The following is a 14316-nucleotide window of genomic DNA, read 5'->3' on the forward strand; positions in this document are numbered from 1 at the left end:
GGAAGGACGCCCGTCAGGAGCCCATTATGAACTTGCTGTCTCATGTGAGGCAGGCTGCGTTTCAGCCTGCCAATACGGCGGATGTGGCCGATGCCTTGATCCAGGCGTCCGGCCTGCGGGTCGATGCCGAGCGGCGTCGCGGCCGGGGCGCCGGGCTCAACCCTTCGGGGCGTTTCGAGCCGACGGAGCGCACCACCTTCGACGATGGCTGGGAAACGCTGGAGGACATGCCGCCGTTTCGCACCGAAGTGCAGGTGGAAAAGCCGCGCAGCGTGATTTCGCGCAACGAATCACCCGACATTCCCTTCGACCGCTCGCTCAATCCCTATCGCGGCTGCGAGCATGGCTGCATCTATTGTTTCGCGCGGCCGACCCATAGCTATTTGGGGCTTTCGGCCGGGCTCGATTTCGAGGCCAAGCTGTTTGCCAAGCCGGATGCGCCGAAACTGCTGGAGCGCGAGCTGTCCAAGCCCGGCTACAAGCCGCGCACGCTGGCGATCGGCACCAATACCGACCCTTACCAGCCGATCGAACGGGAATGGCGCATCATGCGCCAGGTGCTGGAGGTGCTGAACAAGGCCAACCATCCCGTGGCGATCGTCACGAAATCGGCGCTGATCCTGCGCGACATCGACATTCTGGCCTCGATGGCCGAGCGCGGGCTGGTCAAGGTGGCGATTTCCGTGACGACGCTCGACCGCAAGCTGGCGCGCAGCATGGAGCCGCGGGCCTCGACGCCGTCGCGGCGGCTGGAAGCGATCAAGGGCCTTTCGGAGGCCGGCATTCCGACCGGCGTGCTGATGGCGCCGGTGATCCCGGCGCTCAACGACCACGAGATCGAGCGGGTGCTGGATTCAGCCAAGGCGGCGGGCGCCGTGGAGGCCGGCTACGTGATCCTCAGGCTGCCGCTCGAGGTCAGTCCGCTGTTTCGCGACTGGCTGCTGCAGCATTATCCGGACCGCTACCGGCATGTAATGTCGCTGGTGCGCTCGATGCGCGGCGGCAAGGATTACGATGCGGAGTTCGGCAAGCGCATGAAGGGCGCCGGCCCCTATGCCTGGCAGATCAGCCGGCGCTTCGAAATGGCCACCAAGCGGCTGGGGCTGGTTCGCCGCAGCATGCAGCTGCGCGACGACCTGTTCGTGCCGCCCAACCAGAGCGGCGTGCAGCTGTCGCTGCTCTGATACGGCGTTTTTTTCAACAGAATCCCGGCGCAAATTCCCTGTCCCCTTTTGCGCCGGACAAGTCCCCGGATATCCGCCGCCTTGAAAAGGGGCCGGCTCTGCCGCTCCGTTTCAATCCGGGGACTTGCAGGAAGTCGGGTTGGTGTGCGAACTCAGCCGCATGAGCTCTCGCACACCACCCGATTCTCCGTGCCTTTTCGAAGCCGCGCCGCTGGTGCCGGATTTCGCGCTGGAGCGGCTTGCCGAGCGCCAGGGCTTCTGGCCGGTGGCCGGAACCGACGAGGCCGGGCGCGGACCGCTCGCCGGGCCGGTGGTGGCCGCTGCCGTTATCCTCGATCCCGATCATATTCCGGACGGGCTGAACGATTCCAAGAAACTGACGGCGGCGCGACGCGCCGTGCTGTTTGATGCCATTCTCGCCTCGGCCCATGTCTCCATCGCCTCCTCCGGCCCGCTGCATATCGATGCCCGCGACATCCGCAAGGCAAGTCTCGATGCCATGCGGCGCGCCGTGGGAGGCCTGCCCGTCAAGGCGGCCTATGTGCTGGCCGACGGCCGCGACGTGCCGGACGGGCTTTGCTGCCCCGGCAAGGCGGTCATCAAGGGCGATTGCCGGTCGCTGTCGATCGCCGCCGCCTCGATCGTCGCCAAGGTGATGCGTGACCGGATGATGGAGCGGGCCGGTCTGATGTTTCCGGTCTACGGCTTTGAATTTCATGCCGGCTATGGCACGCAGGTGCATCGCGACGCCATCGCAACGCAGGGCCCCTGCCCGCTGCACCGCATGAGCTTCCGGCCACTCCGGCCGGAGTGATACCGTTTGCGCTTTGATCGCCCCTCTCCCCACCTGCGGGGGCGATCGCTTATGAAAAGATTCCCCTCCCAAACCCTCCCCACAAGGGGGAGGGCTTAGTCCAGCCGCGCCGTCGGTGGATGAAGCCGAGTGGTTTCCCCAGGTCTTCTCCCCCCTTGTGGGGGAGATGGCCGGCAGGCCAGAAGGGGTCTATTCTCACATGCAATAGCCCTGCCCTCAAGCGGAGAGGGCGGCGGCAGGTCAGGCGCAACGCGTTGCGCCGAGGACAAGGGGCTAGCGATCCGTCGACAGTGGCGAGCTGATAAAAGGATCACGCCACCGCAGCTCGACGGCCCCGCTTGATTACCGCACACAAGGTTTTCCGTCCCTCGCAAACGCAAAAAAAGGCCGGACAATCGCCCGGCCTTGTCTCTAGATAATAGCACGCAGACGACTTAGTTCAGCCGGCCCTTGACCTCGCCCAGCGAGGCGGAGAACAAGGTCTTCTGGACGTCGGCGCCGGCCTTCTTGACCAGCAGCTTTTCGGCTGCGGCAATGGCCAGATCGACGGCGGCCGAGCGCACAGCGTTGACCGCTTCGGCTTCGGCGCGCTTGATCTTCTGTTCGGACAGCGCGTTGCGGCGGGCCACGAACTCTTCGGTCTTCTGCTTGGCTTCCGCCGTCAGCATGGCCGCTTCGCGTTCGGCAGCAGCGATGATGCCGGCTGCTTCCGTTTCGGCTTCCTTGCGCTTGCGCTGATATTCGGCCAGCACATGCTGGGCCTCTTCGCGCAGGCGCTTGGCTTCGGCAAGTTCGTCGCGGATCCTGTCGGCACGCTCGTCGAGCGACTTTGCCACCATGCCCGGAACTTTGAGGTAGACGATCAGGACAAAGAACAGGAGAAGGCCGACGAAGGCAAAGAATGTTGCGTCAAAAGCCATGATCATGCCTCCTGCTTGGTCGAAACGGCGGCAACCGCGGACTTGACGTCAGCCGCCGTTGCCTTGGCACCGATCAGCTGCTCGACGATGGCGCTGACCGTGTCACTGGCAATCGTGCCGACTTCGGCGAAGGCCTGGGCCTTGATCGCGGCGATATTGGCTTCGGCGGCAGCAACCTTTTCCGACAGCTGCGCTTCAATGGCAGCGCGCTCGGCATCGGCCTTGGCCTTGGCACTGTCGCGGGCCGCGGCTGCGATCTGCCCGGCTTTCGCCTTGGCAGCGCTCAATTCTCTTTCATAGGTCTCGATGGCCGCATCGGCTTCCGACTTGAAGCGGGCCGCTTCGTCGAGATCCTGGGCAATGCGATCGTGGCGATTTTCGAGGATGCCACCGACGCGCGGCACGATGACCTTCTGCATCAGCATGTAGAACAGGCCGAATGTAAGCACCAGCCACAAGAGCTGCGAGGGATAGGTCGACTGGTCGAAGGGCGGGAAAACGCCCCCAGCATGCCCGGTGTCGTGGGCGACGCCGGTTTCCGTGTGGGTCTGGCCTTCTACCGGTGTCTCTTCGGCATAGGCGGGGGTAACGAACATGCTCGCCTCCAGGTGTCCTGCAAATGCAAGGGATCACGGCTCGCGCCCGCGAACCGTGATCCCGATCTCAGCTGTGATTAGACAGCGAAGAGGAGGAGGAGAGCGATGAGCAGCGAGAAGATGCCCAGAGCTTCCGTAACGGCGAAGCCGAATACCAGACGGCCGAACTGGCTGTCAGCGGCAGACGGATTGCGCAGAGCGCCGGAGAGGTAGCTGCCGAAGATGTTGCCGAGGCCGAGAGCCGTGCCGGCCATGCCGAGGCAAGCCAAACCTGCGCCGATGTACTTTGCTGCTTCCGCTTCCATGATTGATCTCCTTAGAATGGTTGTTGCGGCGAATGGACTGACGCGTTCTGGCGCCAAGGTGGTTATCCCCTAAGCGTGATCCCGTCCGAAGACCGTGTCACACTTTCTGGATCTTGCTTAGTGCCCGCCCGGATGGATTGCGTCGTTGAGGTACATGCACGTCAGTACCGCGAAAACGTAAGCCTGCAGGAAGGCGACGAGGAATTCGAGACCGGTCAGAGCGACGGTCATGATCAGGGGAAGAATGGCGCCGCCGATGCCCAGCGCGCCGAGGCTTCCCAGCGAAGCGACGAAGCCCGCGAAAACCTTGAGAGTGATATGGCCGGCCAGCATGTTGGCGAACAGACGAATCGACAGCGAAATCGGGCGCGACAGGAACGAAATGATTTCGATCGGCACCACGAGAAGCAGAAGCGCCGCCGGCACGCCGGACGGCACGAACAGTTTCAAGAAGCTCAGGCCATGCTTGTAGAAACCATAGACCAGCACCGTGCCGATGACGAAGATCGCCAGAGCGAAGGTGACGATGATCTGGCTGGTGATGGTGAAGAAGTAGGGCATCATGCCGAGCAGGTTCGCGGTCAGCACGAACATGAACAGCGAAAAGACCATCGGAAAGAATTTCATGCCGTGGCTGCCGGCGCCTTCGCGCAGCATGGAGGCAATGAACTCATAGGACATTTCGGCAAGCGATTGCATGCGGGTCGGGATCAGGCCGCGGCTCGATGTCGAGAAATACAGGAAGGCCGAGGCGCAGGTGACGGTTGCCACCATGAACAGCGAAGCATTGGTGAAGGAAAAATCGACGCCGCCAAGCTCGATCGGAACAATCTTCTGGATCTGGAACTGATGGGTCGGATCGTTTGACACCTGATTGTCTCTCTCACTTTGCCTGCCAGCGGCAGAATTCATCCCGTTCGAAACAGGCAGCCCTCAGGCGCCGTCCCGCTTGTCACTCTTCGTGTCCGTTCCACGATCCGCCGGATGCGGCGCGGCCACGACGCCCGCGGATCTCAGAACATTCAGGACCCCCGCACAGAATCCCAATAGCAGCAGTACGATCAGGCCCCAAGGCGACGTACCGACAAAATAGTCGAAAAGATAGCCCAGAAGTGCACCAACCACGATTGCGGAGATGAATTCGCTCGAGAGCTTCATGGCCTGTGCATAACCTTTTCGGCTTTGCTCGGCCCTGAGTTCCCTCGCCGCATCATCCCCGGTCTCGTCCCGACGCCCGGCCAATTCGGCCCCCAGGCGCTTGCGACGCAATTCCAGGTTCTTCTCGTGGTCGTCCGTCATGATGGTCCCCGTCCGATCCCGCTTCACGACCTGTCTATAGGGCCTGCAGCGGACATGCAAACAGCTCGGATTTCACGCCGTCCGGCCCGTTTTGAAGTCGCGCGCACCATAATTTTGAGAGACCGCATAGTCAAGGCACTGACCGCGGTTGTTTCACCACAAATTAACCCGGAAAAATCATAGACTTAAGTCGATTATGGCGAATCCGTGCCAAAGCCGGTGGACAAAACCGGCAGCCTCCCCGCGGGCCGGCCGCAGAATCCGTCCCCGGCGAAACGCCCAGTCCAAGGCCGTGTTTCAGATCCAACCGCCGCCATAGGTGCGGTAGAAGACGTGCAGGCCGATCCGCCCGACCTTTTCCATGGTCCGCGCCCAGGGCGGGCGCACATAGAGGGCGTGGTAATGGGTGGCCGAGCCGACCTCCGGCATCCAGATCTTGCCGGCCGTCACCGCCATGGCCACTTCGCGGGCCACCTTCCAGTGCTGCTGCGAATTGACGCGGTCCTTGATATTGTCGCAGGCAAAGGAAAACTGGCAGCGGTTGCGCCAATCCTCGTTCTGGTAGACGACGCCGCAGATCGTATCGGGATAGGCCGGATTGCGGACGCGGTTGAGAATCACCTGGGCGACGGCCGCCTGGCCCTTGACCGATTCGCCGCGCGCCTCGAAATAGATGCCCGAGGCCAGGCATTGCTGCTCGGCGGCCGAAAACACGGTCGCCGGCAGGATGCTGGCCGCCCAGGCATGATCCTTGGGACTGATGCGCGGCACGAAGCGGCCGCTGTCCGGCTTGTCGGCCAAGATGGCATCGAAGGGGGAATCCTTGGCGAAATCGGGAGCTGCTGGTGCATAGGCTGTGGCCAGCACGTCGGCATTGGGATTGGTGACCAAGTCCGCCAGCAGAGTGGGTACGGACGGATCGAATTTCGGCTCGGTCTTCTTGAAGAAGAATGTCGCGAGCTGAACCTCGCGGGCCTTGCTTTTCGATTTCACGAAGGCCGTGTGGTCCTTGCCATTGTCGGGGTGGTCGAGCAGCGAGCTGGTGCGCTGCAGGATCGTGCCGGCGCTGAAGGCTTTCGGCGGCTGCATCTGTTCGATGGCGATCACCCGGTTCTTCTTCTGGCTGCGGGTGACCCTGTCCTCGTCGGGCGTGTCGCTCTTGACCATCTTGTCGCCCAGGAAGGCGATCTTGCGGCCATCGGGCAGAACCATGCCCGTGTCGCCGACAAGACTTGCCGGCTCTGCCGCATCGCCGAAATTCAGTTCGGCGGCGTGGATGGAGCCGGCCGGCGAGGCGGTGAGCACCATGCGCCACTGATCGGCGCCGCGATCAAGCCCTGCGATCAGTCCGGCGAGATCGGCATGGGCCGCGATCGACGGAAAGGCAAGCCAGGACACCAGTCCAAACACGAGGGGCGAGGTCCATTTCTCGAAACGGGAAACGGCTCTGGGACGCAAACGGGATCTGGACGGCAAAACCGATACTCCATACGCAACAAGGCTACATTAGCGAACTATCGCCTGTTAACCTTGATGGATGGTTAATGCCGAACCAGGATCTGCTGATGCTGCATCGAACCCTCGTTCCGTCCTGCTCAGATGATCACATGCGAACCCAGTTCCACCACCCGGTTGGCCGGCAGGCGGAAATAGTCGGAGGGGTCGGCGGCCGAATTGGCGAGCGCTATATACAGACGGTCCTGCCAGTAGGGCATTCCCGATTTGGCATCGGGCACCAGCTTGCGCCGGCCGAGATAGAAGGAGGTCGACATGATGTCGAACTTCAGGCCGCCGCGGCGCAGCTGGGCCAGCGCCTGGGAGACGTTCTGGCTTTCCATGAAGCCGAAACGGATCTCGACCCGGCTGAACCGTTCCGACAGGCTTTCGGCGACGAAACGCTCGGCCGGTGCGGCGCGCGGCCGATTGACGGTCTTGATGGTCAGGATGATGTTGCGCTCGTGCAGCACATGATTGTGCTTGAGGTTGTGCAGCAGGGCGGCCGGCGCCGTTTCCGGATCGCTGGTCAGGAAGATCGCCGTGCCCGGCACGGAGACCGGCCCGTGGTCGCTCTTGCGCTCGATCGAGGTGATGAAGGATTGCAGCGGAATATCGGCATGGCGCGTCTTGGTGAACAGGATGGCGCTGCCGCGCCGCCAGGTCCACATGACGACGGTGAAGCCGGCGGCAAACAGCACCGGAATATAGCCGCCGTCATGCACCTTCAGCAGGTTGGCGCCCAGGAAGACCATTTCCAGCAGCAGCAGCGGCAGAAGGAAAGCCATCGACAGCAGCACCGACCAGCGCCAGCGGCTGCGCACAAACTGATAGGCCATGACGGTGGTGACCACCATGGCGCCGGTCACCGAGATGCCATAGGCGGTGGCGAGCGCCTCGGAACTCTGGAACAGCAGCACCAGGCTGAGCACGCCGACCAGAAGCAGCGTATTGACCGACGGCAGGTAGATCTGGCCGGTATTGGTCTCGGAGGTGAACAGGATCTCCATGCGCGGCAGGAAGCCGAGGTGAATGCCCTGGCGCACCAGCGAGAAGGCGCCGGTGATCACCGCCTGGCTGGCGATGATGGTGGCGGCGGTGGCGAGGATGACGACCGGCAGCAAGGCCCATTCCGGGAACATCAGGAAGAACGGATCGGAGGCCGCTTCGGGATGTTTCATGACCAGGGCGCCCTGCCCGAGATAATTCAGCACCAGCGCCGGGAAGACCAGGACGAACCAGGCCCACTGGATCGGCCGGCGGCCGAAATGGCCGAGATCGGCGTAGAGCGCTTCGGCGCCGGTGACGGTCAGGAACACCGCGCCGAGCACGATCACGCCGAGAAAGCCTTCGCGCAGCATGAAGGTAATGGCATACCACGGATTGAAGGCGGCGAAGATGCCGAAATCGTCGGCGATATGGACGATGCCGCCGAGCGCCATGACAATGAACCAGACGGCGGTGATCGGCCCGAAGAAAATGGCCACCGCACCGGTGCCGCGCGACTGCACGGCGAAAATGCCGATCAGGATGACCACGGCGATCGGCACGATATAATCGGACGATTGCGGCGCCACCAGCTTCAGGCCCTCGACCGCCGACAGCACCGACAGGGCCGGCGTGATCATCGCATCGCCGAGGAAAAGCGCGGCTCCCACCAGGCCCATGATCGTCAGGATCGTCGTATAACGCCCGGCGCTCTTCATCAGCAGGGCGAGCAGCGACAACGTGCCGCCCTCGCCGTCATTGTCGGCGCGCAGCAGAAAAAGGACATATTTGAACGTGACAATGATCGTCAGCGCCCAGATCATCAGGGAGATGAGACCAATGATCTCGACGCGCTCGATACCATCGTGGCCGATCGGCTTCAGGGCTTCGCGAAAGGCGTAGAGCGGGCTGGTGCCGATATCGCCGTAGACGACACCGACCGAGCCGAGCGCCAGCAGGAAGAAGCGGCGCATGGTCTTCTGCGGTGCAGGTGTCTCGCTGATTTCTTGGGGCATGGGGACCTACAGGCTCGTCAGAGCCAGCCTTTCCAACGGAAAAACAGGAATGGGATGATCGCCGACAGCAGCATGCCGACCAGCGCAAGGGCATAACCGTAGTTCCAGGCCAGTTCGGGCATGAATTGAAAGTTCATGCCGTAAACCGACGCCACCAGCGTTGGCGGCAGGAAGACCACGGAGGCGATGGAGAAGATCTTGATGATGGCGTTCTGCTCGACATTGATCAGGCCGAGCGAGGCATCAAGCAGGAAGGTGATGTTATTCGACACGAAACCGGCATGTTCCGACAGGGACTGAACGTCGCGCGTGACGATGCGGCAAAGCTCTTCGGCTTCATGATCATTGCGCACATCCGGCAGGGACACCAGGAAGGTCATCAGCCGGGACAGGGTCACCAGACTGTCGCGCGCCTTGCTGACGAGGCGATGATGGCTGGCAATGTCGATCAGCTTGTCTTCCAGGAAACGCGGCGGGCGGCGCTTGGCGGCCTTGCGATCCACAAAAACCTCGGCCGACAGGGCATCGACCCGCGCCACGGCAACCTCCAGCACTTCGGCCGTGCGGTCGACGATGGTTTCCAAGAGCCGCGCCATCAGCTCCGAGCCGGTCTTGTACTTGCCGGGAATACGCAACAGCGCGGCGCTGAACAACGCAAACGCCTTGGGCTCGCCATAGCGGATGGTGACGAGGCGATTGCCGACCAGAATGAAGGCGATGTCGGTCAGTTCAGGCAGGTCGCTTTCGACCTTGTAGACCAGAGAGGCCGTCATGTAGACGCCGCCGTTTTCGACATAGAGGCGACTGGATGGCTCGATGTCCTTCAGGTCGTCCCGGGTCGGGATCGGAATACAGAGCAGGCTTTCGGCGAGATGTTCTTCCGCACGGTCCGGATTGACGAGGTCAAGCCATAGAATATCAGCATCGAGCGCCGCCGGCGGCTGCCCAGGCAGAATGATCTCCGCGCTCCCGTCGAGCCGATACGCCCTGATCAAATTCAAAACACCTTCAAACGCGTTCGGCCCAGGCGATCTTGCACCAATAGCGATCCAAATAGCATTTGCTACCAAAATGGCAAGAGTTTGCGCCGCCATCCCCCCTGGACGGAGGGGGCAGCCGAGGGCTGTTGACGCAGATCAATGCGGCGGCGGACCGTCGTTCTAGCATGCAGTCGGGGTTCAGGGGCCACCAATGATGGAGGATCAAATGACTGAGCAGCCGTCAAAGTTACTTCCTGGCCTGTGGTCCGACAGTCCTTTCGCTGCCCTGCGAAAGGAAATGGATCAGGCGCTGGAAACATTCTTTGCCAATCGCAATCCCTTCACGGACGAGACCAATATCGGCGCCGGACTGATGGCGCCCTCGGTCGACATCGCCGAGAACGACAATGCCCTTACGATGACTGCGGAATTGCCGGGTCTTTCGGAAACCGACGTGGACCTGTCGATCCACAACGGACTTCTCATCCTCAAGGGCGAGAAGAAAATCGAAAAGACCGACGAGAAAGACAATTACCATGTCAGCGAAAGGCGCTATGGCAGCTTTCAGCGGTCCATGCGCCTGCCGCCATCCGTGGATGAGGCGGCCGTGAGCGCCACTTTCGATAAAGGGGTGCTGACCGTCAGCATGCCGAAAAAGCCCGGCACCGAGCCGGTCGAACGCAAAATCGCGATCCAAAAACCATAAACAATCGCGCGATCCCGCCGTCCCCGATCCGTTCGAGGGCGGCGGTTGAAATTTCCAGTGGCGCCTACTCAAAAACGATCGACGGCGCCGCGCGGCCGGCGCGCAGGCCGACCTGCTGCCAGACCTTTTCGGCAATGTCGCGGTAGATCTTGGCCTGCGGACCATCCGGATCCGACACCACGACCGGCGTTCCGGCATCCGAGGTTTCGCGGATCGAGATGGTCAGCGGCACTTCGCCGAGGAAGGGCACGCCGATGGTTTCCGCCTCGGTGCGGGCGCCGCCATGACCAAAAATATCGTAACGATTGCCGGTGTCGGGCGCGATGAAGTAGCTCATGTTCTCGACGATGCCGAGCACCGGCACCTCGACCTTCTTGAACATGTTGATGCCCTTGCGCGCATCGATCAGCGCCAGATCCTGCGGCGTGGAGACGATGACGGCGCCCGATAGCGGCACCTGCTGGGCCATGGTCAGCTGCGCATCGCCGGTGCCCGGCGGCATGTCGACGATCAGCACGTCGAGATTGCCCCAGGCGACTTCGCGCAGCATCTGCATCAGCGCCGACTGGACCATCGGCCCGCGCCAGATCATCGCCGTGCCTTCATCGACCAGAAAGCCCATCGACATGGCCTTCAGCCCGTAATTTTCCATCGGCACGATGATGCGGCCGTCGATCTGCTGCGGCCGGCCGGTAATGCCAAGCAGGCGCGGCATGGAGGGACCGTAGACATCGGCATCGAGAATGCCGACCTTCAGGCCATTGGCCATCATGGCGAGCGCCAGATTGACCGCCGTGGTCGACTTGCCGACGCCGCCCTTGCCAGAGGCGACGGCGACGATGGCGCCGATCCCCGGAATATCGGCTTTTGCGGCGCGCTGGCCGGATGGGGCTGGCGCGGCAGGCGCGTGGGAATGGCCGGCATGGCTGTGGCCGTGGGCATGGGGAGCGGCGGCCGGCGGCGGGGCCGACTGGCCGGCAGCGCCGGCCTTCTTCTCGGCGGTCAGGCTGACCAGAGCCCCCTTGATGCCGGGAATGGCCTTGACGGTGCGCTCGGCAGCCTGGCGCAGGGGTTCCAGCTCACGGGCCCGCTCGGCCGGCACGGTGATCGAGAAATAGGCCTTGCCATCGGAGATAAACACATCCGAGACCATGCCGCTGTCGACGATATTGCCGTTGAGATCCGGACTGCGGACCGACTTCAGCGCTTCGAGAACCTGTTGCGTGTTTACTGCCGTCATGATGCTTCACTCTCACCGTTGGCGGTCGGATGTCTCAAAACGGCCTCTCGGATGATGAGCAGCCGGTTACCATTCCCCAACCTTTTCGCACTAGGGTTCAAATAGGTCGTTCCGCGACCAAACGGAAGAGGCGATTTCAAGGCGATGCCTCCCGAACGATGTCAAACCTTGAGGAGCGCTGCTTTGGACGCCGATACATCGTCAAGCTTCAGTGCGTCGGTCATCTCCACAGACGCGCCCGCACTCCCCTCCGCTCAACCGGCTGCCCTTCGGCTCCATCCGGTGGCGATCCTGTCCATCGCCTACAGCGCGCTGGCCCTTGGGCTCTATCCCGAGACGTATCTGTCGCTGCTGGCGATCTATGCCCAGAAATTTGCCATCGTGCTGCCCATGGCGGTGCTGGCCATCCTGACCTTGCTTGCCATCCAGCGTCGCGCCGTCTCGCCGATCCGCTTCATCTCGGCCACGCTTTGGGAGTGCCGCATCCGGCTGGCCGCCACCGTGCTCATTTCGCTGATCGTGCTGACGGCCTTCACGACGCTGAAATCCAATATTCCCAACATTGTCGGCTTCTATGCCGACCCGCATCTTGCGGCTATGGACGAGTTGCTGCATGGCGGCGAACCCTGGCGGCTGACCCATCGTCTGCCGGAAGCGACCGGACTGCTGGTCGATTTCGTCTATTCGCGCATCTGGTTCGGGGTGATTTTCGCCAACCTGCTGTTTGTGGCGCTGATGGAAAGCGGCCGGCGATACCTTCGCTATTGCGCCGCCATGGTGGCGATCTTCGTCATCAACGGAACCGTTCTGGCCGTGGCCTTTTCCTCGGTCGGGCCGATCTTCTACGGCGAATTTTTCGGACCTGGCCGATTTGTCGGCCTGACCGAGACGATTACCGGCAATGCCTATATCCAGACGGTGCCGGTCTATGCCGACTACCTGCTCGAAAGCTATCGCAGCGGTTCGGCCCTGCTCGGCTCGGGCATATCGGCAATGCCGAGCGTGCATGTGTCGCTGGCGGTGCTGACCGCCTGGTATCTGACCAGCCTTGGACGGACGGCCGCGCTTGCCGGCTGGGGGCTGGCGCTGTTCACCCAGTTCGGCTCAGTCTATACCGGCTGGCACTATGCCGTCGACGGCTATCTGGCCGCCATCACCGTCAGCCTGATCTGGCTTGGTCTCAGCCGCTACTGGCGCCTGCCGCTGACCGCTGGCAGCAGGCTTTCCACGACGTCCTGACAATCCGCATCGACTGTCGACCGCCGGGCTCCAAACGCATTGCCGATGCCGATCAGCACCGGTTCATCGACGCCGATCGTCTGCATGGCCATGGGCAGATCGGCAAGCCTGCCCTGCCAGCGCGTCTCGTTGGCGCGGGTCACCGCTGCCATGACGACAACAGGCGTATCGTCGCCCATGCCATGCTCGACAAGGGCTGCGCGGATGCGCGCCGCCATGCGGCCGCCCATGTAGAAGACTGTTGTGACCGAGGGATCGGCGAGGCTCTTCCAGTCGGTATTGTCCGGCAGGTCGCCATGGCGCGAATGGCCGGTGACGAAACGGACCGATTGGGCATGGTCGCGATGGGTGAGTGACAGGCCGAGACAGGCCGCCATGGCGCTGGCCGCCGTGATGCCGGGCACGACATCGACGGCGATGCCTTCCGCCTCCAGCCTTGCGATCTCCTCGCCGGCCCGGCCAAAGATCATCGGATCGCCCGACTTCAGCCGCACGACGCGTTTTCCAGCTTTCGCCAGCGACACCATCATGTCGTTGATATCCTGCTGCTTGCAACTGGTCCGTCCGCCGCGTTTTCCGACCAGCAGGCGCTTGGCCTCGCGGCGCGCCAGTTCCAGCACCTCGTCGGAGACCAGATCGTCGAACAGGATGACGTCGGCCGATTGCAGGGCGCGCACGGCTTTCAGCGTCAGCAGTTCGGCATCGCCGGGACCGGCGCCGACCAGCGTCACGCGGCCGATGGCGGGCGCTCCCCCCAGCCTTTCCGCCTCGCCCAGCAGCGCCTGCGCGGCACCCTCCTCCGGTGCCGCATTGCCCTGGAATGTGCGATCGACGAAGCGCTCCCAGAAGGCACGGCGCGGCGCACCGGGGGATAGCATGTCGTTCACCCGCTCGCGCAGCGACTGGGCCAGCTCCGCCCATTGCTTCAGCGCCGGCGGCAGCAGGGTCTCGATACGGCGGCGGATCGCCTGGGCGAGGATCGGGGCGGCGCCATCGGTGGAAATCGCCACGATGACCGGCGAGCGGTTGACGATCGATCCGAACTGGAACTGGCAGAAGGCCGGCTTGTCGATGACATTGACCGGCACGCCGGCTGACACGGCAGCGTCGAAGAACGCCTGGGCTTCGCCGTCGGTGTCGCAATCGGCAAGGGCGAGCGCGGCGCCGGTGAAGATCGCAGGGTGCCAGGCTTCGGGGTGATGGAGGATCTGGCCTCTGTGGGTGTCGTTACCCCCCTCTGCCCTGCCGGGCATCTCCCCCTCAAGGGGGGAGATCGAAGGAGTCGCTGACCACTTTACCCAGCTTTGACCGTTATTGGAGTCCGGACGTGCTTTCGCCAAAAGCACGTCGGCACTATCGACGGAAGAAAGGGGCTGACTGCGGCACCCCTTGCCGATCTCCCCCCTTGAGGGCAGGGGAATCGCATATGGCAATTTTTGTCTTGCCAATGAGGCGAAGGACGATTCATTGGGATGGCAGTTTTTCAAAGGAGAACTGCGATGTCCTGTCTTGAAGGTTACTTCGGCTCGGTGCCGG

The 14316-nt window shown here is 62.6% G+C and carries 14 protein-coding genes; 4 read left to right on the forward strand and 10 right to left on the reverse strand.

The features are described 5' to 3' along the window. The first annotated feature begins 26 nt into the window (after positions 1-26). Both HGO38_RS29835 and rnhB read left to right on the forward strand, forming a co-directional pair. Positions 27-1184 carry a PA0069 family radical SAM protein gene (locus HGO38_RS29835; RefSeq protein ID WP_250959427.1) on the forward strand — a complete coding sequence of 386 codons (1158 nt, stop codon included), beginning with the start codon at positions 27-29 and terminating at the stop codon, positions 1182-1184. Positions 1185-1344: 160 nt separating this feature from the next. Then, positions 1345-1998, forward strand: a complete 654-nt coding sequence (gene rnhB, locus HGO38_RS29840) for a ribonuclease HII (RefSeq protein WP_250959428.1) — start codon at positions 1345-1347, stop codon at positions 1996-1998. Between the two features lie 434 nt (positions 1999-2432). Here rnhB and HGO38_RS29845 read toward each other — a convergent pair whose 3' ends face one another. From HGO38_RS29845 to HGO38_RS29880, 8 genes are all read right to left on the reverse strand, one after another. Continuing rightward, positions 2433-2918: a F0F1 ATP synthase subunit B gene (locus HGO38_RS29845; protein WP_250959429.1), complete on the reverse strand. Its 486-nt coding sequence runs from the start codon at positions 2916-2918 to the stop codon at positions 2433-2435. 2 nt (positions 2919-2920) lie between these two features. Further along, positions 2921-3514 carry a F0F1 ATP synthase subunit B gene (locus HGO38_RS29850; RefSeq protein ID WP_250959430.1) on the reverse strand — a complete coding sequence of 198 codons (594 nt, stop codon included), beginning with the start codon at positions 3512-3514 and terminating at the stop codon, positions 2921-2923. A 77-nt stretch (positions 3515-3591) separates the two neighbouring features. Next, complete coding sequence (locus HGO38_RS29855; RefSeq protein ID WP_037161651.1) at positions 3592-3819, reverse strand: F0F1 ATP synthase subunit C; 228 nt, start codon at positions 3817-3819, stop codon at positions 3592-3594. Positions 3820-3936: 117 nt separating this feature from the next. Next, positions 3937-4689 carry a F0F1 ATP synthase subunit A gene (locus HGO38_RS29860; protein ID WP_168474957.1) on the reverse strand — a complete coding sequence of 251 codons (753 nt, stop codon included), beginning with the start codon at positions 4687-4689 and terminating at the stop codon, positions 3937-3939. 63 nt (positions 4690-4752) lie between these two features. Next, positions 4753-5118 (reverse strand): AtpZ/AtpI family protein, encoded by a 366-nt coding sequence (locus tag HGO38_RS29865; RefSeq protein WP_250959431.1) that lies wholly within the window; start codon positions 5116-5118, stop codon positions 4753-4755. A gap of 297 nt (positions 5119-5415) precedes the next feature. Next, complete coding sequence (locus HGO38_RS29870) at positions 5416-6594, reverse strand: cell wall hydrolase (protein ID WP_250959432.1); 1179 nt, start codon at positions 6592-6594, stop codon at positions 5416-5418. A gap of 119 nt (positions 6595-6713) precedes the next feature. Further along, a complete protein-coding gene (locus HGO38_RS29875) occupies positions 6714-8615 on the reverse strand; it encodes a potassium transporter Kup (RefSeq protein WP_250959433.1) in 1902 nt (633 codons plus the stop codon). A 17-nt stretch (positions 8616-8632) separates the two neighbouring features. Then, positions 8633-9610: a magnesium transporter CorA family protein gene (locus HGO38_RS29880; RefSeq protein ID WP_250959434.1), complete on the reverse strand. Its 978-nt coding sequence runs from the start codon at positions 9608-9610 to the stop codon at positions 8633-8635. A 211-nt stretch (positions 9611-9821) separates the two neighbouring features. On the opposite strand from HGO38_RS29880, the gene HGO38_RS29885 reads away from it, so the two are divergent. Further along, positions 9822-10301 carry an Hsp20/alpha crystallin family protein gene (locus HGO38_RS29885; RefSeq protein WP_250959435.1) on the forward strand — a complete coding sequence of 160 codons (480 nt, stop codon included), beginning with the start codon at positions 9822-9824 and terminating at the stop codon, positions 10299-10301. A 64-nt stretch (positions 10302-10365) separates the two neighbouring features. On the opposite strand, the gene apbC is transcribed toward HGO38_RS29885, so the two are convergent. After that, entirely contained in the window at positions 10366-11541 is a 1176-nt protein-coding gene (gene apbC / locus HGO38_RS29890) for an iron-sulfur cluster carrier protein ApbC (protein WP_250959436.1), read from the reverse strand. Positions 11542-11724: 183 nt separating this feature from the next. Here apbC and HGO38_RS29895 point away from each other — a divergent pair, with 183 nt between their 5' ends. Further along, positions 11725-12780 carry a phosphatase PAP2 family protein gene (locus HGO38_RS29895; protein ID WP_250959437.1) on the forward strand — a complete coding sequence of 352 codons (1056 nt, stop codon included), beginning with the start codon at positions 11725-11727 and terminating at the stop codon, positions 12778-12780. On the opposite strand, the gene cysG is transcribed toward HGO38_RS29895, so the two are convergent. Next, positions 12729-14033, reverse strand: coding sequence for a siroheme synthase CysG (cysG, locus tag HGO38_RS29900; protein WP_250959438.1), 1305 nt, complete (start codon positions 14031-14033; stop codon positions 12729-12731). The genes HGO38_RS29895 and cysG overlap by 52 nt on opposite strands. Positions 14034-14316: the final 283 nt, after the last annotated feature.

It is taken from the genome of Rhizobium sp. CG5 (genome assembly GCF_023701945.1).
Classification (GTDB): Bacteria; Pseudomonadota; Alphaproteobacteria; order Rhizobiales; family Rhizobiaceae; genus Allorhizobium.